The sequence below is a fragment of the Sanguibacter sp. Leaf3 genome (assembly GCF_001425965.1).
GTDB classification, from domain to species: domain Bacteria; phylum Actinomycetota; class Actinomycetes; order Actinomycetales; family Cellulomonadaceae; genus Sanguibacter; species Sanguibacter inulinus.
In genome coordinates this window covers 1,156,927-1,177,830 of the sequence record NZ_LMRH01000001.1, presented here as the reverse complement: position 1 = coordinate 1,177,830, position 20,904 = coordinate 1,156,927, and the positions used below count along the sequence as shown (strand labels likewise).

Below are 20,904 nucleotides of genomic sequence, written 5' to 3'. Positions count from 1 at the left end.
CCGGCCGGGACCACGAGCAGCCTGACGCTCTCCTGGCAGACTACGAGCGCCCCACGCTCGAGACGCCCGCAGAGGCCGGGGCCGAGATCTCCTGGGACGAGGTCCTCGACCGCGGTGGGCTCTGACGGTCTTCTGGGCGCGGAGCGACGTCGAACACCAGGCGGGCCTCGTGGGCGAGCACAGAGGCTGGTGACCTGAGTGCCTCGGCGAGCTCCTGGCACCACGTGCAGCCGCGCAGGTGCCGGTCGTAGCGCCTGGCCGCCGACCACGAGAGCCACCCAGCAGCCCGTGACCCGGTGCGCCGCAGGTTCCACACGCACCCGTCGGGGACCGTCTCGTCTTCCAGCAGGTCCATGACCCACTCAGCACGCAAGGTGGTGTGGGCCAGCCTGTACGCAGTGCGCACCTCGGCGGGCCCTTCGCCGACGAGCCTCTCGACCTCGCCCCACCCCATCTCCTCGACGTCGACGTACCACACGACCGACTGCATCCGAGGTGGCAGTCTGTGCAGCGCTCGCAGGACCGGGGCTGATGACCTGCCACCGGGGCGAGGGTGGCCGAGGAGGTCGGCGACAGCCGTGTAGACAGAGAGCCTGAACGGCTCCAGACCTACCCGGTCGTGGGCGTAGCGGTCCTGGGCGATGTCGATCATGACGACCGCGAACGCGTCGTTGACCACGGAGGAGACCGCGCTCTCGTCCGCGACGAGCCGCCGGGCCAGACGCGCCACAGCCTCGACGTGGCGGGTCCAGAGCTCGAGGAACGCGTCGGGGTCGCCCGTACGGGTCGCCTCGACGAGAGCGATGTCGCTGTCACCGAGCGCGCGCACCTGCGCCCTCGTGCCGACCGTGGGAACCACGAGAGAGCTGGACGGGGTCTCGAGTCCCACGGACGCCTCCGATCTCGACCGGGCGCGGCCTGGTGCCACGCCCTCTCATCAGAGAGACTCGGCCGAGGGGCGAGCATGACGCGAGAGTGCCACCGTCTTCTCTCCGGCCTCCACGGATCGTCGGACCACGGTTCTGCGGCTTGCGCCGGGACGCTCCGCAGACCACCACCGGGAGCCTCCGGCGCACAGCAGTCCTGGCCTCGGCTCCGCTGCTCCGCTCGCCTACCCTGCCGCAGGCTCGACCGTGACCGTCATGGTCCGGACCGGGCCGAAGGCCGTCGGGGCTGCGCCGGTCCCCTCGCCCGCGACAGTCACGTACCTCACGCCCACGGTGTGCGACCCCGCTGCGGCGTCCCGCCACACGAGCACCCCCGACTGCGGCAACAGGTGATATCGACCTGTCGGGGTGCCGTCGATGATCACCTGGACGACCTGACCCGCTGATCCGGCCAGCTCGACAGGGATGTCCCCGCTGACGAACGGCCCCCCTGCGGGGTTCGACAGCACGACCGTCGGCCTCTCGAAGGTCCAGCTGAGGGCTCCAGACGGTTCTGAGACCAGACCCGTGCGCTCGTCGAGGACGCGGGCCACGACCGCCAGAGACTCTCCGTCGGCCGAGCACACGGAGGACTCGCCGACCGCGCCCGTGCACACGAGGGCAGACCACGTCCCGCGGGCATCAGCGCGGGCAGCAGCCAGCTTGTCGCCCGCGACGGTCGAGATCACCACCAACGAGTCCGGAGCCGCGACACCCGAGAGACCTGGGAAGACCGTCAGCGGCTCCTCTGCGGGAGGACCGGTGAGCGTCGGGGCACCGGGGCGGTCGTCGGTCCCCAGGATGCTCGGACCGTCAGGGGTGCCCGGCTCTTCGGGCAGGATCGGCTGAGCCGGCTCGTGCAGGCCCGGGCTGTCCTCGCTCCCGCTCGTCGCCCCCGGGACCCCACCGGGTGGGGTCGGTGTCTGGGTGGTCGTCGTCGACCCCGTCCGCTCACCTCCGGAGACCAAGGGCTCGGCCGGGTCCGCAGGGGGCAGCAGCGGGGCACCGTCGACGGCGCCCAGGTCGACGGGGGCCGACGGCTCGTCGAGCGTGCCGGGCTCCGCTGGCTCGTCGCTGCGCGCAGGGTCGGGGACAGGGGCGGCAGATGCTGTCCTGCCAGCGCCTCCGGATCCTTCCGCAGTCGTGTCGCGGAGCACCCCCCAGGCCAGCACCACGGCCGCCGAGATCGTCACGAGGACCGCGACGAGCACGGTGAGCGCTCGCACGGACACGCGGGAGCCGCTCTGCACGCCCGACGAGAACGCCGACCACCGACCGACCCGACCGCCTGGAGGTGGGGCTGAGGACCCCGTCACCACCCCGACCGCAGGCACAGCGGTGGCCCCCTGAAGGGTCGACCAGGGGACTCCCACGAGGATCGGGACGAGCACCAGGCCCAGACGCCGAGAGGCCTCGTCGACCTCGTCGAGCGTGAGGGTGCACCGAGAGCACCCCTCCAGGTGGCGGTCGAAACGCTCTCTGTTCGTGGGGCTCAGCGCATCACGGTTGGCCTCTCCCATCCGCTCGGCGGACCATCGGCACTCCTCGGGCAAGGCCGTCGAGCTCACGTGCGCCTGCAACCAGGCTCGCCGCAAGCCCTCTCGGGCCCTGTAGGACAGGGCCGAGACGGCACCCGGCCTGATCCCGAGCAACGGCGCGATGTCGGCTGCCTCGAGGCCCTCGACCTCGGTGTACCAGAGGATCTCTTGCCAGCGGACGGGCAGAGAGCGGAACGCGGTGGCGGTCATGGTCCCCTCGAGGACCGACTCGGAGAGGTCGGTGCCGTCGCTGAGGTCTGCCAGCAGCTCGATGCTCGACGTCTGCTGGCGCGACCAGGTGATCGCGATGTTCCTGATGGTCTGGTAGAGGTACGGCCTGAACGGCCCGTCTGGACCTCGTCCGCGTCCCAGAGAGGAGAAGATGCGCAGATAGGCCTCCTGGACGATGTCGTCGGGGTCGCTGGCAGCCGTGAAACGGCTCGCGACCCTGCGACCGGCATCGGCATGACGTCGCCAGAGCATCTCGAACGGCACGGGGTCACCGGCCCTGGCGCGACCTGCGAGCTCTTCGTCGCTCAGCCTCTCGAGGTCTGCCCCGTGCGGCGCCTCGAGGTCCCCGCGTCCTTGCACGCCGGACCGAGCGACCGCCCTGTCACCAGGCGACCAGTCGACCGGTGTCTGCTCCACAGCTCCCCCTCCCTCGTGCCGCCTCGGAGGACGGCACTCGTGATGGTGCACGGCCGACGGCATCCCTCTGAAGTGCAAGACACCTCTGGGCCGCTCGCATGACGCCATCATACGGAGCAAAGTTGTGATGTACGCCACATCGATCGCGTCTCTGTCAGCACGTCGGCCCTACCCACGGGCCTTCCCCAGCAGCTCAGCGCGACCTCGAGACCTCGAGACCTCGGAAGAGATCACCCCGGAGACGTCGTCGTGCGAGGACACCTCGTCGACGACAGTCCCGGTCGCCTGACCGAGGGCTTCGGCGTCGACCCCCGAGACCCTCGGGCTCGGGTTGGTGATGCCTCCGGACGTGAGAAGCAGCTTCACGATGCACCTCCCTCACGGCGACCGAGCCCAGCGCTCGACGGCCCTGCGGGGTCCTGCTCGAGCGCTCGAGCCCCCGACAGGCGCATCATCGACCGGAGGAGGTCGAGCTGCTGCTGGGCGATCGTCCGCACACCGACCAGGACCAGCCCGGCGAGCAGGAACCCCACCCCGACCCCGAAGATCACCAGACCCACCACGGCCTGGTTCTGGGCGTTGTCGAAGTACCCGCGAGGCCCCGTGGCCATGAAGTGGACGGCACCGAAGAAGAGGAACACCGGGGAGATCACCAAGAGGGCCGTCGCGACGCCGGGGAGCCGCACCCGGGGAGAGGCCTCACCAGCGGCCTCTGCAGCTGATGGCGTGCGATCGTCGGGGGCAGCAGATGGGATCGTCATGCCCGGAGCGTAGCCACTCCCGCCCGGCCCCGCGTATGGGGACTGGTTCCCCACTGGCCACGCACATCGCAGGTGCGACGACGGCGTCGACCCGAAGGTCGACGCCGTCAGCCCTCCGTCGTCAGGCCACGCGCTTCTGCCAGAGCGCGACGACGCCGGTCGGGGCGAAGCCGAGCGCCTCGTTGATCGAGAGCATGTGCCGGTTCTCCTCGGCGTTCCACGTGTGCAGGCGCTCGAGCTCAGGGCGCAGGGTGCGCAGTGCCACGAGGTTCTGCGCCTTGAGGAGCATGCCCAGGCGGTGCCCGCGGTGCGCGGGTGCGACGAGGGTGTCGTCCTGGAAGGCGAGGAAGCCGTAGGAGGACGGCATCTGGATCTCGCTGTAGCCGACGAGCTCACCGGACGGACGGTGGCGGACAGCCGTCGTCATGACGTCGTTCCCCGAGTCCCGCGCGGTCTGCTCCGTCTGACGGACCTCCTCGACGGTCACCACGTGCTCGACGAGGTCGAGGCCCGCGACCGGGACCGCAGTCGACATGAGGGTCGAGAGCGCCGCGTACTGCTCGACCAGCTCGTCAGGGCAGCGGTCGTACCACGTGACGGCCTCGTAGTCCGGGCCTGCCGCGGCGAGGGACTCGGCGAGGAACCTGTCGACGACCCCGTCGTCGGCCAGCGGGAAGTGCAGCACGCTGTACCGCTCGCCCTGCTCGAGCACGTACCCGCGACCGCGGGCGAAGGCCACACCGGGCGCGTCCCCGGCGATGCGCCCTGCACCTGTCGGCGGGGTCACGACGTCCTCGGCGTCGGCCGGCGGCTCGCCGGCGTGCCCGACGTCCAGGACCAGGGTCGTGCGGCCGCGCTCGGCGGCGATCGCCTCGACGGCGTCGGCCAGCGCCGTGCCCACGCCCGAGCGCAGCGTGTCGGGGCGGACGTTGACGTCGAAGGTCGCCAGGTGCGTGTTGCCGGTCAGCTCCATCGCGAGGAAGGCCGCGCCGACGACGTCTTCTCGTGCCGGCTCGCCCTCGATGTCGACACGGGTCGCCACGAGAGCCAGACGCTCGGTCGTGCTCGCGTCGCGCATGATCGCCAGACGCATCTCGGGGGGCAGGTACAGGTCGCCGTGACCCCAGGTCGCTGTCTCGACAGCGTGCTGGACGTCGCAGGCGCCGAGGAAGGGCTCGGCGCCCTGGCTCTCGAGGGACTCGGGGAGGGCGACGACGGACACGGTCCATCGGTCGCTCGGGGTGGGCAAGGTGCGGTCGGGGTTCGTCCCCTGGGTGGTGCTCATGGCGACCATGGTTGTTCCCGCAGGTCAGGCGGTCAACGGAAATAGTCGTCGCCGGTGGCACTGCACCGGGACGCTGACAGACAGCTGACGCAGCGAGACGGAGGCGGCTCTGCGCGCCTTCCACGACCACGTCGCGCACTGCTAGGCCCGACGACCGAACCCGCTCATCCCACCGCAGACGATCGTCCTCGGGGCGGCTGCTGAGGTGCGTGCGCCTGGCTCGCCGGTCGACGGTCAGGTCGGATCGTCCACCACGCGACGACCACCATGGCACCACTGCCGGCTGCACCGAGACCGGCGCCGATGGCGGCGTCAGAGAGCAGGTGCTCGACGCCTGCACCAGCCTCGTACCGCACGAGAGCTGCGGTGATCAGGCCGACGACAGCCGAGGCGACGAGGACGGCCGTCATGCGCAGGAACCGCGTGCGGCGAGCGGTGTCGATGGTGGTGAGCCAGGCATCACGGTGGCGCACGGCGAACACCACGATCGCGAGCAGGCCGAGAGCGGTGCTCAGATGCTGGAGCAGCCGAGCCCAGGTGAGGGAACCGATCACCTCGGTGCTGAGCGCGGCGACGTTCTCCACGATCCACCCATCACTGTGGGTGAAGGAGTCCCAGGCCACGTGGGTGAGCACACCGAGCGCGAGCGAGACCACGACGCGCAGCAGCCACACAGGGACAGGCGCCCTCATGATGCTCTCTGGCCCAGAGCTCGCGGGCAGCACCCAGCGGGCAGGTCGCTGGCACAGGGCGAGCGCGAGGTAGAGCACCAGGGCCAGGGGCATGGCGACGGTGAGGATCCCGGGCCAGCTGTGCGTGGTGGTGGCGTTGAGGAAGGGCTCCCACCACGACTGCGCACTGACGGGGATGGGCAGAGCCCGCAGGAAGTACGGGATGTCCGGTGCGAGCGCCCCCGCTACGAGGGCCGCGCCGACGAGAGGGCCACGCATGAGTGGCAGGACGGCGGCGGGGTGGACGAAGGTCAAGGGCATGGACTACCTCGAGGAGTGTGCACGGGGAGAAGGCTGACCTCGACCAGGTGCGAGCCACCGGTCCTGAGGGGCTGGAAGAACCATAGAGCGACTCTCGGGTGAGTCACGTCCACCCGTGGGATGAGTGGCCAGACCTTGTCGCGCCCAAGCCACTGCGCCGGTGTCCGGGTGCACGCCATCGCCGAGGTCGCGCACTCGGATCACATCCTCGAGCACGCAGAGGACGCTGCCGTGACGATCGGCTGGATGGTCGCGGGCAACGGCCGCTCGGCCTCCCTCATGGCGGAGGCCGCGACCTCCTACGAGACACCGCCCGGAGACGGCTACGTGTGGTTCGCCGGCGAGGCCTCCGTCGGCCGGAGCCTGCGCAAGCACTTCCGCGGCCAGCAGCAGATGGACGCACACCGTCTGGCGCTCGTCGGGTACTGGCGAGACGACAAGGAACGCTGGCTGACCCGGTACCACGAGCGGTCAGACGCTCTCCTGGCGGACTACGAGCGCGCCACGCTCGGAGCCCGTACAGAGGCCGAGGCGGAGATCTACTGGGACGAGATCCTCGAGCGCGCGGGGCTCTGGGGTCTCTCAGAGCGATGGGCCTGGTCCTCGCGGGCCCGGCACTGGACGAATGGCGGGTGCGAGACCCGCGACGTCCAGGATGCAGGTCCGAGCGGACCCCAGAAGCGCGCCGTCTGCGTGCACCGCTGAGCGTGGTGACCAGACCACTCATTGGCCTCACGGGCTCCTGCGGGGAGCTTCTGCGGCGCGCGGAAGACCGAGCAGCGCGTCGAGCAGGTCGTCGATCAGACCGTCGATCTCTCCTTCGCCGTCACGGCACGCACGATCGACCTGACCGGCGTCGGCGAGATGGAGGAGCCATCTGACATGCAGGCGCGTGGTCGCTGCACGGAGCCGCTCAGGCACGTCGTCTGGTGAGATCGACCCCAGCAGCGCCAGCTCGATGCGCGGCGCACGGTCGACCAGCGATGCCCACAAGATCAGCTGATCGAGCCTGGTGAGGTCGACGAAAGCGCGTGCTATCGGCGGCGCGGTGGTGTCGAGGCTTCCGAGGCTCGCGTCGAGCAGCATCGTCGTGCGCAGGTACGTGCCGAAGGTCGCCAGCGGGTCGGTCTCGTCACGGATCTCCCCGAGCACTCGCGCGAAGGTCCCCCGGATCGAGCGATCGACAGCTGCCGAGTCGTCCAGGACCGCGGACACAGCCGCCCGGCAGTCCTCGATGTGACGCCTCCACAAGACGAGGCCGGCGTCGAGGTTGCCCACACGAACCTCTTCGACGAGCACCTCGTCGGCGAACGACTCCAGCACGCCTACCTCCGAGCCTTCATCGCTCCGCGCACGCACCGCCGGCCGTCAGCCCTGGTGCCGTCAGCGGAGTCAGTGTGTGCACGGGCAGGCGACATCAGCCGCCGTCTGAGCCCTGGGCACCGACCTCGGTAGTTCGTCGGGACGCGCCGAGCGCGTCTCGTGCGGACTGGCCCCTGGAGCCGACACCACAGAGCACCGGCGACCACGACGGTCACGAGGGTCGTCGCGAGCAAGACCAGAGCGAGCGCGTCTGGGGCGGGGGCCCTCGAGCCACGGTTCTCGTAGACGTCCACCGACCGTGCAGGACCTGGCGTCCACGAGGCGGATGGATGACCGCTCGACGAGGGGAGACTCGCGGCAGCGGGCCGAGACGCCTCAGCCTGCGAGATCGTCGAGGAGAGCACGCCGTGACCCAGCGAGGGGAGAAGCAGCCCTCCGACCAAGCACACGCCGATCAACAGGTGGAGAGGAGGGGGTACGTGCATGGTGCATCTCTCGTCAGCAGGGGCGGGGGTGCTCCCCTCACCGGCGAGGTGAACCACTACTGCAAAGATACTAAGTATCCTAGTTGGCGGTCTGGGTTCTTGGTCCCACGCCACCACCCCTCGGACGAGCCACCGAACGACAGATCGATCACGCACCCACCTGGATGACGGTCCCATCAAGGCCACCTGTCGCCGCCGCTACGATGGGCGCTGACCATCGCACCCCACGGAAGGCCTGCTACGTGCCAGTCCCGTCGGTGAACCGGAAGGACCCCCGGCTGCCGTCGGCTCGCGAGAGAGCCGCAGAGACGATCCGGGCAGCGATCCTCGACGGCACGCTTCAGCCTGGCGAGAGGCTCAACGACACCGAGCTGCTGGAATGGCTGGGGGTCTCGAGGGTGCCACTCCGGGCAGCCATCCACGACCTGGTCGAAGAAGGCCTGGTCGAGACCCGGGCGCAGAGCCACACACGGGTCGCCATGCCCGACCCGACCCGCCTGACCAAGTACACCCAGACGATCGGTGCGCTGCTGGGCGGTATCGCGCGGATCACCGTCCCGACGCTCGATGACGAGCACGCAGCCCGGCTCAGCGAGTGCGCCAGCCAGGTGCAGGCATCCTGGAGGGAGAACGATGCCCTCTCCATCTCCGATGCACACCTGCCGCTCTTGCACGCCTTCCTCGACGCGTGCTCCAACGAGGTGCTCACCACCGCCACGCGATCGGTCCTCGAGGCCGCGCACTTCCACGCCTCCCGCTCGTTCTCCCCCGAAGACTTCGACCCCGTCTCCTTGGCACGAGACATGGACGACCTGAAGGCTGCGATCGCCGCCCACGACGGGGTGCGCGCCGAGCTCGCGATCGAGAGCTTCTACAACCTCTGACGGCCGAGCACAGCTAGGCTCCGGCGACCCTCGATCCGAGGAAGCCGCGGATGAGGTCGGCCACCTCGTGGACGGCGCTCTCGAGCAGGAAGTGCCCGCCGGGGACCAGATGGACCTCGGCGTCGGGCAGGTCCCGGCTGAAGGCGCGCGCACCGTCGGGTCCGAAGATCTCGTCGCCCTCGCCCCAGACTGCCAGCAGGGGCACCTGGCTGGTGCGGAAGTATTCGTGGACCTGGGGGTATAGGGCCACGTTGGTCGCATAGTCGCGGAAGAGCGCGAGCTGGACGAGGTCGTTGCCGGGGCGCGAGACCAGGGCGTGGTCGTGGACCCATGCCTCCGGGTCGACGAGCGTGGTGTCGGCAACTCCGTGCACGTACTGCCAGCGGATCGCGTCGAGGCTCAGCGCCCCGCGGATCGCCGCCTCCGTCGTGGCGTCCTGCGAGCGCTGGTACGCGAGCACGGGCTCCCAGAAGTCCTCGACGAAGCCCTCGTCGTAGGCGTTGCCGCTCTGGGTGACGATCGCCGTGATCGCCTCGGGCCTCCGCAGGGCGAGCCGCCAGCCGACGGGTGCGCCGTAGTCCTGGACGTAGATCGCGTAGCGATCCACCCCGAGGTCGGCGAGCAGTCCCTCGGTGATCTCGGCCAGCAGGTCGAAGCTGTAGTCGACCTCGCTCGTGCTCGGTGCGTCAGAGAGCCCGAAGCCGAGGTGGTCGGGAGCCACGACGTGGAAGCTGTCGGCGAGCAGCGGGATCAGGTGCCGGAACATGAACGAGCTCGTCGGGTACCCGTGGAGGAGCACGAGGGTCGGGGCGGCCGGGTCGCCCGCCTCGCGGTAGAAGATCTGGTGCCCGTCGACGGTGCGCTCACGGTGGTGGACCTGGACCATATCTAACTCCTTCAATCGTCTTGTGTGGTTAGACACAACGTAGGTGGCAATCTCTAACCTGTCAATCGGCGACCATGGGGTTAGACTGAGCTCATGGCTGACGTGTCCTCGAACGAAGTCCTCCTGCTCGACCTGCTCAACTCCACCCCGGTGGTGGGCGAGAAGATCGTCGACGCCCTGAGCGACGACGCGACCGCCGCCGCCTGGACGTCGGAGCGTGGCGGCACCGGGACACCCCACGAGGTGGCGCTGGTGCGCGAGGTCCGCGAGCTGCTCCAAGGGGTGGTCCGCGGAGACGCCGAACCCCAGTCGCTCGCCCCGTTCCTCCGAGACGTCACCCAGGTGCCGACGATCAGCTCCGGCACCCTGCAGTGGCAGCTGCAGGCTCCCGACGACAGCCTCCTAGCCGCCCGCGCCGTCATCGCGTGGAGCGAGCTCGAGCAGACCCGACCGGGCAGGCTCCGCTCGTGCGGCAACCCCGACTGCCGCCTGTTCCTCATCGACCGCAGCCACGGCAACCGCGCACAGTGGTGCTCGATGGCCGTCTGCGGGAACCGCATGAAAGCCCGTCGGCACTACGACCGGAAGCGAGAAGCCACCGGCGTCACCCCGACGGCCTCTACGTAACCGGTGAGGGTGACGGGGCCGGGGCGGCGTCCTACGTCAGGCCACCTTGCTCCTGCCGCAGCGTCATGTGGTCTGCTCGAAGCACGTCCAGTCCCGCTCCGAGAGGTCGACCATGCCCCTGTTCCCGCCCCCGCCCCGTGAGGTCCTGATCGGCGACGCCGCGGCGTTCGTCGGCATCACTCCCCGGACGATCCGCCACTACCACCAGGTCGGACTGCTCCCGGAGCGCGAGCGGGGCAGCGACGGCCGCCGCCGGTACGGCTACGAGGAGATCATCCGCCTGCTCTGGGTCCGACGCATGGCTGACGCCGGGATCGCCCTCGAGGACATCCGCGACGCCTTCGCCGGCGCTGCACCCGACGGTCACGGCGACGAGGGCGAGGTCGACGATGTTCTGGCCCGGCTCGAGGACACCCTCGCAGCGCAGGAGGCCGAGCTGCAGCGCAGGCGCGCCACCGTGCAGCGGATGCGGGCCCTCGGCAGCCGGCAGGGGCTGCTCGACGACCTCGTCTCGGGTCGCCTCGCGGCTGCGCCCGAGGGCTCGCTGCGCCAGGAGGACCTCGACACCCTGCTGGTCACCGAACGAGTCTTCGGTCCGCTCGGCGCCGTCATGCAGGCGGGCCGCTTCCTCGCCCTGGCCCTCGATCCAGAGCTGCGCGCCGAGGCCGACCGCGTGGACGCCGCCGAGGCGGCGCTCGACGACACGGTCGCCGTCGACGACCCCCGGGTGGCGCAGGTGGCGGCCGAGCGGGCCGCCTTCGAGACCGAGCTGATGCGCGTCATCGAGGAGTCCGGTCAGCTGGCGGAGGACGACGCGATCTTCGAGGCATGGGACGAGCGGCATCCGCCCGAGGACGGCGACACGATGCCCGACCCCGACCCGGCAGACGGCTCCCGCGCCAAGAGCGTGGCCGACGTCATCTGGAGCATGCCGTACGACGTCTCCCCGGCCCGCGTGCGCTGCATGGAGCTGGCGGTACAGCTCGGGGCGTCGGCGCCCTAGAGCCGACGGTCTCCGGGCAGATGTGCCTGCCCGGAGACGACAGTCCCGGGTCAGCCGCACGGTCCTGGGCCTGGAACGCCGTCACGCGATCCAGGCGGACGCGATGCTGCGGTCGACGACCCGACGCCAGCCCTCGGGGGCGGCCGGGTCCTTGCTCGCCGTCCCTGCCATCCACAGCACGGCCATGAGGTCGTCGGCCGTGAAGTCCCGGGAGAGAACTCCCGCGGCATGGGCTTCGTCGACGAGCTCCTTCCCGAGCGCAGTCGACCGGTCGCACGCATTGATGAGCGCGGTGGCGTCCGGGAAGAGCCGGAGCATGGCGTCGTTCAGCACCGGGTCGCTGAGCTGCAGGTCGATCATCTCGGAGATGAACGTCTCCAGCCTCGCGCGGGGGGAGGTGCGGCTCAGCGTCTGCTCCGTGAGCGCCTTGAGCTTCTCCCCCGCCACGGCTGGGACCACGGCGTCGATGAGAGCCTCTCGTGACCCCATGCGGTTGTAGAGCGTCCCGATGCTCACCCCGGCCTCCCGGGCGATGTCGTCCAGCGGGGCCGACAGCCCTTTGCGTGAGAACACCGCCAGGGCAGCCGCGTGCAGCTTCTCGACGTTGGCCTGGGCGTCTCGACGGAGACCCGGGGTGCGCGGCATGTCGACTCCCATAGACATTGAGGGTGGCCTCAACATAAGGTGGCCACAGCTGAGGACGCCCTCAACTTATCCCACGAGCACGCCGACCCGCACCACGCCGGGCCGCAGAAGGACGCACCATGCCGCTCATCACCATCATCGGAGCAGGCCCGGGCCTGGGTCTCGAGATCGCCCGCACCTTCGGCCGGAAGGGCTTCGACGTCGCTCTCGTGGCGCGCGACCAGACCAAGCTCGACGCCCTCGCCCAGACCCTGGCAGACGAGGGTGTCCACGCACGGGGGTTCACCGCCGACGTCAGTCAGCCCGAGACGGTCGTCAGCGCTCTCCGCTCGATCAAGGACGAGCTCGGACCGATCGACGTCCTGGAGTTCTCACCCGCAGACCCGACCCTGACGCCGGTCGACGTCTTGAAGGTGACGATGGAGAACCTGCAGCCGCAGATCGACTTCTACCTCGGCGGTGCCCTCAGCGCCGTCGGAGCCGTCCTGCCGGACATGATCGCCGCCGGCACCGGTACCGTCCTCATCACCACGGGCGGCGGCTCCATCAACCCCACGGCCTTCCTCGGCAACGTCAACATCGCCGCAGCAGGTCTTCGGAACTGGGCCTTGAACCTGCACGACGCCCTGCGGGACCACGGGGTCTACGTCGCTCACGTGGGCATCAGGGCTCTCATCGGCGGCGGTCACCCCGACGCGGAGCCCTCCGTCATCGCCACGGCGTACGGCGCGCTCTACGACGAGCGCCAGGAGGCAGAGCTGCACTACGTCGCCTACGACGGCTGACCGCGGCGCGGAGTGCACCGCTCGCCGTGCAAGCGCTGTGATCCGCAGCTGACCTCGGCGCCTGGCTGGCCCAGAGCTCGTCAGCCCCCGAGGACCTCGCTCAGCGCGTCGTACGCAGGCGTCGGCTCTCCGTCGTCGAACAGGAGGTCGTGGCCCTGCTGGAGCGCTCCGTCGTCGTCGACCCACCAGTCGAAGGTGTCGTCCACGCCCCATGTCGTGTACGAGACGCAGGCGGTCGACGCGACGCATGCCGCGAGCACCGTGGCGTACTGCTCCGCCTGGGTGGCCTGACCCTCGCTGTCCGTGACGTCGTTCTCGGAGATCCGGGCGAGCAGCCCGGCGTCCCCGACGCTGGCGAAGGTCGTCGCGAGATCGTCGGCTGAGAGGGCATCGGTGTCGAGGTCGTACACATGAGCCTGGAGACCCACACCGTCGATGTGCCCACCCTGCGCGTTCGTGTCGAGGGCGAGCTGGAGCAGGGCGTCCTGACGGGGACCCGGCACGTCGGCACCGTTCTCGTTGATGAACTGCCTGACGTCCGGGTCTGCGTCGTGGACAGCCTGCGAGACGACCACCGGGTAGGTCGGCCCGAAGACACGGAACCAGACGTTCTCCTGCAGGCTGGTCCCCTGCTCGAGGTCGAAGGGTTCGTTGACGACGTCGAGCGAGTCGAGACGCCCCCGGAAGTGCGTGACGACGGTGGTCACGTAGTCGAGCAGGACCTCGGCGCTCTCCTGGCGCTCCTCCTCGGAGCCCGTGGGGAGCTCACGCATCCAGCGCGGCATCGCCTCGGTGAAGGCGATGGTGTGACCGTGCACGGCCATCCCCGCGCTCGCCGCGACGTCGAGGAGGGCGTCAGCCTCCTCGAAGGTGTACTCCCCCTGCCGCGGGGAGAGCGCCTGCGGCTTCATCGCGTTCTCCGGTGTGAGCACGCCGAAGCTGCCCACGACGGCGTCCGCATACTGCGCGTCCGAGACGAGCGGGCCGAGGGCCACCGCCGCGCCGACCAGGAAGTCCGGCCGGGAGCCTGCGGCCAGAGCCTGAAGACCGTCCGGAGACGGTTCAGCGTCGGCCACGGCGGGCCCGGCAGCGGCCAGGTGAGCACCGCTCGGCGCAGCGGCATCGAGCGCGCTGACCGTGAAGGCTCCCTCCTCGCTCGACAACCCCAGCCAGAGCTCGCCGGAGCCGAAGACGTCGCCGACGGGCAGGGAGGACAGCGTCTCACCGTCGCTCGCGATCTCGAGCCGATCACCAGAACTGTGCACAGACAGCTCCGCCGCGGGGTCGAGGAGCGTGACGTGGTCCTCGTGCGCCGACTGAGGGTCGGTCACGTCCTGCGGGTGCGAGCCGTCGAAGACAGCGATCCGGAGGTCGTCGCCGCGGAGCGTCAGCTGGACACCCGCGGGCTCGATCCGGAACTCGTCGGCGATCACCGGCGGGCTGTCGTAGACGGCCAAGGTGGCGTCGGCTGTCACGTCAGTGAACGTCGCCCGGAGCGTGAAGTCTTCTGGGGCCACCAGGTGCGTCCCCGCGAGGTTGACCGCCGGGTCCGGCTGTCCTCCCCCGCCGTCCTGCTCGACGATGCTCCGCCCGGTCGCCGTCACCCGCAGACCTGCGCCGTCCACGACGACCCCGGGTACGTGCCCCCAGTCCTGCTCCAGCAGGTCGACGACGGTGCCCTGCTCGGACGGGGAGGCCGTCGAGCTGCAGCCTGCCAGCGCAAGGAGGGTGCTGGCGACCGCCACGCTCACCGTGCGCCGTCGCCGGGCGGTCAGGGCCGCCACGAGCAACCGTCGTCCGAGGGAGCCAGCCGGTCGTCGAGGTCGGTGGTGAGCACCGGCGCGTGCGTCGAGAGGTGGCTCATGAGATGAAAGGTAGCAAGACCTGTCCGGACGATCTCGGACGTCTGGTGGCGTCCGTGGACCGTCCTGACGATCAGCGGGCAGGTTCTGTCGACCACCCGGTGACTCACCTGGGCGCGACCCGGACCACGACGGCACGGTGGTCGGTGCCGGGGACGTCGACGACCGCACCCGCGCGGACGGCGAACCGTCCCCGGTCGACGAGCACGTGGTCGATAGCCGTGCCGAGCACACCGGGCAGGGAGCTGGGGAACGTGCCGTACCCGCCGATCCCGACGGCTGATCCGGCGTCGACGTAGGTGCCGGTCTCGCGCAGCTGCTCGTGGTCGAGCGTGGCATTCATGTCTCCGGCCACGATGCCGCCCGTCATGGTCTGGAAGAGCTCCTGCACCTGAGAGCCTTCGCTGCGCCACGCCCCCAGGTCGTCGGTCGGGTCCGGGGGCAACGAGGTCGGGTGCACGGCGGCGATCGGTGGGCCGTCGCCGTCGACAGGCTCGACCCGGACCCCGCCGACGGGCCCGTCGACCTCGCGGTAGGCCCCCAGCGACTCCGCGACCAGCAGGGCTGTGCCCCGGTTGGGGCCGGCGCCGAAGGCGGGGAAGACCTGGAAGGACTCACCGCGGGCGGTGAGCTGCGCGACCACCTCGCCGACGACAGGCTGCCCCTCGGGGAGGGCGACGACATCGGCTCCGCTGCTGATGACACGATCGACGACGGCCGAGACGGCCTCCTCCCCTGCCCGTTCGCCCCGGACGTTGGCCGTGAGCACGGTGATGTCGCCGTCTCGCTCGTCGCTGGCGAGCACGGGGGCGCCGGCGTCCAGACCGCGGGCGTCGAGCACGAGCAGGTGCGACCCTGCCGCGAGCACGCAGACGACGGCGACGGCCGTCGTGCGGACCGGGCGCCGTCCTCGGGAGCCGATCCCGACTGCGGCGAGCAGCGACACCGCAGCGATCCCGGCGAAGCCCCACAGGAGCCAGGTGCGCAGCGCGACGGCCTGCGCGATCCCCTTCTCGGTCGACCAGCCGAGCGTCCCGGGGGCGATCGACAGGACCGCTGCCGTCGCGATGACCACGACGGCGATCCAGCCGAGCACGCTGGTGCGCTCCAGCCTGCCGCTCGGCGCCGTGGTCGTCGACCGTCCCGCTGCAGACCGCGAGCGCGGTCTGTCGTCCTGTCCCATCACTGTGACTTCTCTCTACGACGCAGGGATCTGCGCCCGCACGGTGAGGCCACCACCGGCACGGGGCACCACGGTGATGCGCCCGGAGTGGGCACGCACGACCGAGGCGACGATCGACAGACCGAGCCCTGCGCCGACGTGCGACGGGTCGCGCGGTCGCGTCCTGCCCGCTGCGCGGACGAAGGGTTCGGTGAGGGTGGCCGCGACCTCGTCGCTGACGACCGGACCGGTGTTGGCCACCTCGACGAGGGCGTCGCCGTGCTCGTCCGTCCATGTGGCGACCAGCACCTGCCCACCGGGGTGGTTGTGCACCACGGCGTTCTGGACGAGGTTGGTCACGAGCCGTGCGAGCAGCCCGGGGTGGCCGGTGGTCGCTGCAGCGAGGAGGTCGCAGGTGACGACGACGTCTCGGCTGGCAGCAGCGGCACTCAGGTCCTCGGCGGCGGTGGCCGCCAGCGCCGCGAGGTCGACCGGCTCGCGTTCCTGCGCGGCACTGTCCGCCTGGGCGAGGGAGAGCAAGGCCTCGGTGAGCGCGATGGAACGTTCGTTGACGATCTCCAGACGTCCGAGCAGCTGCTCCACGTCACGGTCGGGGTCCGCACGGGCGACCTCGAGCATCGTGCGGATCACCGCGTGCGGTGTCCGGAGCTCGTGGGAGGCGTTCGCCGCGAACCGTCGGTGCTCGTCGACGGAGGCCTGGACACGGTCCAGCATGTCGTCGAAGGTGTCGGCGAGCCCGGACAGCTCGTCGGAGCGACCCACCATGTCGATCCGGTGGTCCAGGTCACCGGCTCTGACCTGCTCGGCCGTGCCGGTGATCAGGCGCAGGCGCCGCAGCAGGCGCCCGGCGAGCAACCATCCACCACCGAGGCCGATCGTGGCGAGGAAGACCAGCCCGGCGGAGGCGTACCTGACGAAGACCGGCATGAGGTCGGAACGGGACGGTGCGAACCCACCGCCGAACGACACGAGGTTGCCCTCGGGGACGAACCGCAGCAGCAGGACACCGACGGCGATCAGCACGACGCCGACCACGACGACGAAGGCGGCGTAGCTCAGGGTCAGCTGCCACCGCAGCGACAGCCCGCGCGGGCGCGAGGAGCCTGGGCGCGTCCTAGGCATCGTGGTCGACGTCCGTCGCGTCGTCGATCTGGTAGCCCACGCCCGTCACGGTGCGGATGAGCGCCGGCTCTCCGAGGCGCTTGCGCAGCGCGGAGATGGTGATGCGGACCGCGTTCGTCAGCTGGTCGGCGTTCTCGTCCCAGGCACGCTCGAGCAGCTGCTCGGCGCTCACCACGCCACCCTCGGCGTTGAGCAGCACCTGCAGCACCGCGAACTGCTTGCGGGTCAGCGCGACGTACCGGCCGTCCCTGAACACCTCTCGCCGGAACGGGTCGAGGCGAAGACCGGCCGACCGCACGACCGGGGGTCGACCGACGTCTCTCCTGCGCTCGAGCGCCCGCAGCCGCAAGACCAGCTCGCGCATCACGAAGGGCTTGGTGAGGTAGTCGTCGGCGCCGCTGCCGAACCCGGCCTGCTTGTCGTCGATCCGGCTCGCGGCCGTCACCATGATGATCCGAGGCCCACCGGGCTCCTGGGAGACGATCCTCGCGATCTCGTCGCCGTCCGGGCCCGGGACGTCACGGTCCAGGACGAGCACGTCGTACTCGTTCACCGCGAGCATCTCCAGGGCTGTGTCGCCGTCCCCGGCGATGTCGGCGGCGATCGCCTCGAGCCGCAACCCGTCACGGACGGCCTCGGCCATGAAGGCCTCGTCTTCGACGATCAGTACTCGCATCCGCTCACCCTAGGATGCACGACATGTCGGGAGCGTATGCGCCCGGCCATACGTCCTGGCAACATCCGCCGAGGTCGCATGGTCACCATGCAGATCACGAACAGCACCGCACCCCGCCCGACCCGACCCGTCCGTTCCGGGATCCTCACCCTGCTGGCGATCCTCCTCGGGACCGTGCTCGCAGCAGCCCTGGTGGGACTGGTCCTGCTCAGCGTGACGGGGTGGCTCCGGAGCCCTGACGAGACAGCGTCGGCGCATACGTCGTCCGTCTCCGTCGGCTCCGACGTCACGTCCGACGAGCCGCCCCAGACCGGACCGCTCACCGAGGCCGACGGCCTGATCCCCGCCGGGACCGACATCACCGCGGGAGCGGACCTGCCCGCCGTGACGAGGCTCGACCCGGCGCTACGCGCCGCCGTCGAGGCCGCGACCGCGGAGGCGACCCTGGACGACCAGCCCCTCTACGTCACGACAGGCTGGCGCAGCGCCCGCTATCAGGGACAGCTCTACGACGAGGCGCTGGCCACCTACGGCAGCGAGGAGGACGCCCGCGAGTTCGTCGCCACCCCCGAGACGTCCACCCACGTCACCGGCACAGCCGTCGACATCGGTCCGCTGGACGCGATGTACTGGCTGCTGGAGCACGGACCCGACTACGGGTTGTGCCAGACCTACGCCAACGAGATCTGGCACTTCGAGCTCGCGACGACCCCGGGCGGCACGTGCCCCGAGATGCTCCCGGACGCGTCCCACCTCGGTGGGTGAGGGACGTCGAGGGGCAGCCCCGAGCCGTGCGCCGGCGACGCTCAGCACCCGAGTCATACGGCCGCGACGCTCAGTACCCGAGACGAGCGGAGGCGGTTGTCGTCCGCACGGCGCGGATCGCCCTCTGCGACTCCGTCGCCCCCGGGTACCGTCGAGGCGTGACAGAGACGACTGCCGCCTACACGGACCCAGCGACCGAGTACACAGCTCTTCTGGGTTCTATGTCAGCGGTGCATCCCTCGGACCGCCAGATCGTCGAGTCGTGGGCTGGACGCGTGAGCGGCCCCGTCCTCGACGCGGGCTGCGGCCCAGGGCACTGGACGAACCATCTGGCGGAGCTCGGGCTCGACGCCCGCGGGATCGACGTGGTGCCCGAGTTCGTCGGGCACGCCCGGTCGACCTATCCCGGCATCCGCTTCGACCTCGAGAGCATCGACCGGACCGACGCCCCCGACGCCTCCCTGGGTGGCGTCCTGTCCTGGTTCTCGACGATCCACCACGACCCGACGACCATCGGCACGCCGATCGCCGAGTTCGCCCGGATCCTGCGGACCGGCGGCGAGCTCGTCCTCGGCTATTTCGACGGCGCCTCGTGCGAAGCCTTCGAGCACGCTGTCCTGCGTGCCTACAGGTGGCCGGCCGACGACCTGCACGGGCTGCTCGACGCAGCGGGCTTCGACGTGGTCGAGACCCACCGCAGGGCCACCCGCGGGCAGCGACCCGTGGGGACGATCGTGTGCGAACGGCGTGCCGCAGCCCGATGACGTGCCGCCGGGCGTGGACCGGCGCGTCCGACGACGCGACCTAGACGGCCCACGCCCACACCCTCACACCTCGATGCGCTCCATCATGTCCGTGACCAGCGCCGCTACGGCAGACCGCTCGGACCGGGTCAGCGTCACGTGCGCGAAGAGCGGGTGCCCCTTGAGCGCCTCGATCACCGCGGCCACGCCGTCGTGGCGCCCGACGAGCAGGTTGTCGCGCTGGGCGACGTCGTGGGTGAGCACCACCCGCGACGACTGCCCGATCCGCGAGAGCACCGTGAGCAGCACGTTGCGCTCGAGGGACTGGGCCTCGTCGACGATCACGAAGGCGTCGTGGAGGGACCGTCCACGGATGTGGGTCAGCGGCAGGACCTCGAGGATCTCGCGGTCGATCACCTCGTCGATCACGTCTTTGCTGACGAGCGCACCGAGGGTGTCGAAGACGGCCTGGGCCCACGGGCTCATCTTCTCGGCCTCGGAGCCCGGCAGGTAGCCGAGCTCCTGCCCTCCCACGGCGTAGAGCGGCCGGAACACCATGATCTTGCGGTGCTGGCGTCGTTCGAGCACGGCCTCGAGGCCCGCGCAGAGCGCGAGGGCCGACTTGCCGGTCCCGGCGCGGCCACCGAGGGAGACGATGCCGATCGCGTCGTCGAGCAGCAGGTCGATCGCGATGCGCTGCTCGGCCGAGCGCCCCCGGACCCCGAAGACCTCGCGGTCGCCGCGGATCAGCTGAAGGTGCTTGTCAGGCGTGACCCGGGCGAGCGCCGACCCGCGGGTCGAGTGCAGCACGAGACCCTTGTGGCAGAGCAGCGGCTCTGCGGCGGTCACCGACGCCGCGTCGACGGCGGCGAGCTCCATCGACTCGTGCTCCCACAGCTCGGCCATCTGGTCTTCGGCGAGGTCGAGCTCGCCCATCCCCGTCCAGCCGGAGTCGACCGCGAGCTCGGCACGGTACTCGTCGGCGCTCAGCCCGACGGCCGACGCCTTGACGCGCATCGGGAGGTCTTTGGAGACCACGGTGACGTCGGCGCCCTCAGCCGCGAGGTTCGCTGCGACCGCGAGGATGCGGGTGTCGTTGTCGCCGAGCCGGAACCCGTCAGGCAGCGCGGAGGGGTCGGTGTGGTTGAGCTCGACGCGCAGCGACCCGCCGTCGCCGACGGGGATCGGGTGGTCGAGCCCGCCGTGCTTGACGCGGAGGTCGTCGAGCATGCGCAGGGCGCTCCGGGCGAAGTACCCGAGCTCGGGGTGGTGGCGCTTGGCCTCGAGCTCGGTGATGACGACGATCGGCAGGACCACGTCGTGCTCGGCGAACCTCACGAGCGCCTTCGGGTCGGAGAGCAAGACAGACGTGTCGAGCACGAAGGTCTTGCGGCCTTCCGTCCCGACAGCCTCGTCACTCCCTGACGTGTTGGTCCCGACGACCGTCCCAGCAGTCTTCCCAGCTACCACAGACTTCTCAGCAACCACGACGAGCTCCCTCCGGCGCACTGTGTGCGCCTGCCGTCCGGGCGGTGCGTGCGGGGCACGTCACCGTCGGGCGAGTGGGTCTGGCGGTCCGCCGGTCCACGCAGGGGCGTGGCCGCGGACGGCCGTCCTGCTCGGAGCTGATGCTCCATGGGCTGGCCTCCCGGAGGACGACGGGTGTCGTCCGTCTCCTGCAAACTACGCCCGTGTGATTCAGAGCACATCCCTCGTGGGGCAGATGTCGCGAGATGTCACCCAGTGTTCACACGGGCGACGGCGG

Annotated in this window: 21 protein-coding genes; 7 read left to right on the top strand and 14 right to left on the bottom strand. The window is 70.4% G+C overall.

Annotation, left to right across the window (positions count from 1 at the left end; genetic code table 11):
* Positions 1 to 40: 40 nt before the first annotated feature.
* The 6 genes from ASG53_RS05085 to ASG53_RS05060 form a co-directional block, all read right to left on the bottom strand.
* A complete protein-coding gene (locus ASG53_RS05085) occupies positions 41 to 889 on the bottom strand; it encodes an RNA polymerase sigma factor (RefSeq protein WP_156382667.1) in 849 nt (282 codons plus the stop codon).
* A 222-nt stretch (positions 890 to 1,111) separates the two neighbouring features.
* Positions 1,112 to 3,112, bottom strand: coding sequence for a sigma-70 family RNA polymerase sigma factor (locus tag ASG53_RS05080; RefSeq protein WP_056129284.1), 2,001 nt, complete (start codon positions 3,110 to 3,112; stop codon positions 1,112 to 1,114).
* 168 nt (positions 3,113 to 3,280) lie between these two features.
* Entirely contained in the window at positions 3,281 to 3,478 is a 198-nt protein-coding gene (locus tag ASG53_RS05075; RefSeq protein WP_056129280.1) for a hypothetical protein, read from the bottom strand.
* Entirely contained in the window at positions 3,475 to 3,873 is a 399-nt protein-coding gene (locus ASG53_RS05070; protein ID WP_156382666.1) for a hypothetical protein, read from the bottom strand. The genes ASG53_RS05075 and ASG53_RS05070 overlap by 4 nt, the downstream gene beginning before the upstream one ends.
* A gap of 121 nt (positions 3,874 to 3,994) precedes the next feature.
* Entirely contained in the window at positions 3,995 to 5,158 is a 1,164-nt protein-coding gene (locus ASG53_RS05065; RefSeq protein WP_082543880.1) for a GNAT family N-acetyltransferase, read from the bottom strand.
* Between the two features lie 164 nt (positions 5,159 to 5,322).
* Positions 5,323 to 6,150 carry a DUF4184 family protein gene (locus ASG53_RS05060; protein ID WP_235533836.1) on the bottom strand — a complete coding sequence of 276 codons (828 nt, stop codon included), beginning with the start codon at positions 6,148 to 6,150 and terminating at the stop codon, positions 5,323 to 5,325.
* Between the two features lie 120 nt (positions 6,151 to 6,270).
* Between ASG53_RS05060 and ASG53_RS05055 the strand changes: the two genes are divergently transcribed.
* On the top strand, positions 6,271 to 6,855 hold the full coding sequence (locus ASG53_RS05055) for a siderophore-interacting protein (protein WP_082543790.1): 585 nt from the start codon (positions 6,271 to 6,273) through the stop codon (positions 6,853 to 6,855).
* A gap of 27 nt (positions 6,856 to 6,882) precedes the next feature.
* Here the strand turns inward: ASG53_RS05055 and ASG53_RS05050 are convergent, their stop codons facing one another.
* Positions 6,883 to 7,473, bottom strand: coding sequence for a hypothetical protein (locus ASG53_RS05050; protein WP_056129267.1), 591 nt, complete (start codon positions 7,471 to 7,473; stop codon positions 6,883 to 6,885).
* A gap of 742 nt (positions 7,474 to 8,215) precedes the next feature.
* Here ASG53_RS05050 and ASG53_RS05045 point away from each other — a divergent pair.
* Entirely contained in the window at positions 8,216 to 8,842 is a 627-nt protein-coding gene (locus tag ASG53_RS05045) for a GntR family transcriptional regulator (RefSeq protein ID WP_235533835.1), read from the top strand.
* A 13-nt stretch (positions 8,843 to 8,855) separates the two neighbouring features.
* Here the strand turns inward: ASG53_RS05045 and ASG53_RS05040 are convergent, their stop codons facing one another.
* Positions 8,856 to 9,728: an alpha/beta fold hydrolase gene (locus tag ASG53_RS05040; protein WP_056129261.1), complete on the bottom strand. Its 873-nt coding sequence runs from the start codon at positions 9,726 to 9,728 to the stop codon at positions 8,856 to 8,858.
* A gap of 93 nt (positions 9,729 to 9,821) precedes the next feature.
* Here ASG53_RS05040 and ASG53_RS05035 point away from each other — a divergent pair, with 93 nt between their 5' ends.
* Positions 9,822 to 10,355 (top strand): CGNR zinc finger domain-containing protein, encoded by a 534-nt coding sequence (locus tag ASG53_RS05035; protein WP_056129258.1) that lies wholly within the window; start codon positions 9,822 to 9,824, stop codon positions 10,353 to 10,355.
* Between the two features lie 112 nt (positions 10,356 to 10,467).
* The gene (locus tag ASG53_RS05030) at positions 10,468 to 11,358 is read left to right on the top strand and encodes a MerR family transcriptional regulator (RefSeq protein ID WP_056130731.1); all 891 of its coding nucleotides are present in this window, start codon (positions 10,468 to 10,470) and stop codon (positions 11,356 to 11,358) included.
* 81 nt (positions 11,359 to 11,439) lie between these two features.
* Here ASG53_RS05030 and ASG53_RS05025 read toward each other — a convergent pair whose 3' ends face one another.
* On the bottom strand, positions 11,440 to 12,015 hold the full coding sequence (locus ASG53_RS05025; protein WP_235533834.1) for a TetR/AcrR family transcriptional regulator: 576 nt from the start codon (positions 12,013 to 12,015) through the stop codon (positions 11,440 to 11,442).
* 107 nt (positions 12,016 to 12,122) lie between these two features.
* On the opposite strand from ASG53_RS05025, the gene ASG53_RS05020 reads away from it, so the two are divergent.
* Positions 12,123 to 12,788: an SDR family NAD(P)-dependent oxidoreductase gene (locus ASG53_RS05020; protein ID WP_056129252.1), complete on the top strand. Its 666-nt coding sequence runs from the start codon at positions 12,123 to 12,125 to the stop codon at positions 12,786 to 12,788.
* A gap of 80 nt (positions 12,789 to 12,868) precedes the next feature.
* Here ASG53_RS05020 and ASG53_RS05015 read toward each other — a convergent pair whose 3' ends face one another.
* From ASG53_RS05015 to ASG53_RS04995, 4 genes are all read right to left on the bottom strand, one after another.
* A complete protein-coding gene (locus ASG53_RS05015; protein ID WP_056129249.1) occupies positions 12,869 to 14,572 on the bottom strand; it encodes an endo-1,4-beta-xylanase in 1,704 nt (567 codons plus the stop codon).
* A 184-nt stretch (positions 14,573 to 14,756) separates the two neighbouring features.
* Complete coding sequence (locus ASG53_RS05005) at positions 14,757 to 15,833, bottom strand: endonuclease/exonuclease/phosphatase family protein (protein WP_056129243.1); 1,077 nt, start codon at positions 15,831 to 15,833, stop codon at positions 14,757 to 14,759.
* Between the two features lie 15 nt (positions 15,834 to 15,848).
* Positions 15,849 to 16,955 (bottom strand): sensor histidine kinase, encoded by a 1,107-nt coding sequence (locus ASG53_RS05000; protein WP_056129241.1) that lies wholly within the window; start codon positions 16,953 to 16,955, stop codon positions 15,849 to 15,851.
* Entirely contained in the window at positions 16,948 to 17,631 is a 684-nt protein-coding gene (locus ASG53_RS04995; RefSeq protein WP_056129237.1) for a response regulator transcription factor, read from the bottom strand. The genes ASG53_RS05000 and ASG53_RS04995 overlap by 8 nt, the downstream gene beginning before the upstream one ends.
* An 87-nt stretch (positions 17,632 to 17,718) precedes the next feature.
* Here ASG53_RS04995 and ASG53_RS04990 point away from each other — a divergent pair, with 87 nt between their 5' ends.
* Positions 17,719 to 18,396: a M15 family metallopeptidase gene (locus tag ASG53_RS04990; RefSeq protein WP_082543878.1), complete on the top strand. Its 678-nt coding sequence runs from the start codon at positions 17,719 to 17,721 to the stop codon at positions 18,394 to 18,396.
* Between the two features lie 158 nt (positions 18,397 to 18,554).
* Positions 18,555 to 19,160, top strand: a complete 606-nt coding sequence (locus ASG53_RS04985; protein WP_056129231.1) for a class I SAM-dependent methyltransferase — start codon at positions 18,555 to 18,557, stop codon at positions 19,158 to 19,160.
* A gap of 63 nt (positions 19,161 to 19,223) precedes the next feature.
* Here ASG53_RS04985 and ASG53_RS04980 read toward each other — a convergent pair whose 3' ends face one another.
* A complete protein-coding gene (locus tag ASG53_RS04980; protein ID WP_156382707.1) occupies positions 19,224 to 20,519 on the bottom strand; it encodes a PhoH family protein in 1,296 nt (431 codons plus the stop codon).
* Positions 20,520 to 20,904 lie beyond the last annotated feature (385 nt).

What these genes read in the sequence shown, in the direction of transcription:
- ASG53_RS05070 (WP_156382666.1), bottom strand. Translation starts at nt 3,873, where the DNA reads ATGACGATCCCATCTGCTGCCCCCGACGATCGCACGCCATCAGCTGCA.
- ASG53_RS05065 (WP_082543880.1), bottom strand. Translation starts at nt 5,158, where the DNA reads ATGAGCACCACCCAGGGGACGAACCCCGACCGCACCTTGCCCACCCCG.
- ASG53_RS05060 (WP_235533836.1), bottom strand. Translation starts at nt 6,150, where the DNA reads ATGCCCTTGACCTTCGTCCACCCCGCCGCCGTCCTGCCACTCATGCGT.
- ASG53_RS05055 (WP_082543790.1), top strand. Translation starts at nt 6,271, where the DNA reads ATGAGTGGCCAGACCTTGTCGCGCCCAAGCCACTGCGCCGGTGTCCGG.
- ASG53_RS05040 (WP_056129261.1), bottom strand. Translation starts at nt 9,728, where the DNA reads ATGGTCCAGGTCCACCACCGTGAGCGCACCGTCGACGGGCACCAGATC.
- ASG53_RS05035 (WP_056129258.1), top strand. Translation starts at nt 9,822, where the DNA reads ATGGCTGACGTGTCCTCGAACGAAGTCCTCCTGCTCGACCTGCTCAAC.
- ASG53_RS05030 (WP_056130731.1), top strand. Translation starts at nt 10,468, where the DNA reads ATGCCCCTGTTCCCGCCCCCGCCCCGTGAGGTCCTGATCGGCGACGCC.
- ASG53_RS05025 (WP_235533834.1), bottom strand. Translation starts at nt 12,015, where the DNA reads ATGGGAGTCGACATGCCGCGCACCCCGGGTCTCCGTCGAGACGCCCAG.
- ASG53_RS05020 (WP_056129252.1), top strand. Translation starts at nt 12,123, where the DNA reads ATGCCGCTCATCACCATCATCGGAGCAGGCCCGGGCCTGGGTCTCGAG.
- ASG53_RS05005 (WP_056129243.1), bottom strand. Translation starts at nt 15,833, where the DNA reads ATGGGACAGGACGACAGACCGCGCTCGCGGTCTGCAGCGGGACGGTCG.
- ASG53_RS05000 (WP_056129241.1), bottom strand. Translation starts at nt 16,955, where the DNA reads ATGCCTAGGACGCGCCCAGGCTCCTCGCGCCCGCGCGGGCTGTCGCTG.
- ASG53_RS04995 (WP_056129237.1), bottom strand. Translation starts at nt 17,631, where the DNA reads ATGCGAGTACTGATCGTCGAAGACGAGGCCTTCATGGCCGAGGCCGTC.
- ASG53_RS04990 (WP_082543878.1), top strand. Translation starts at nt 17,719, where the DNA reads ATGCAGATCACGAACAGCACCGCACCCCGCCCGACCCGACCCGTCCGT.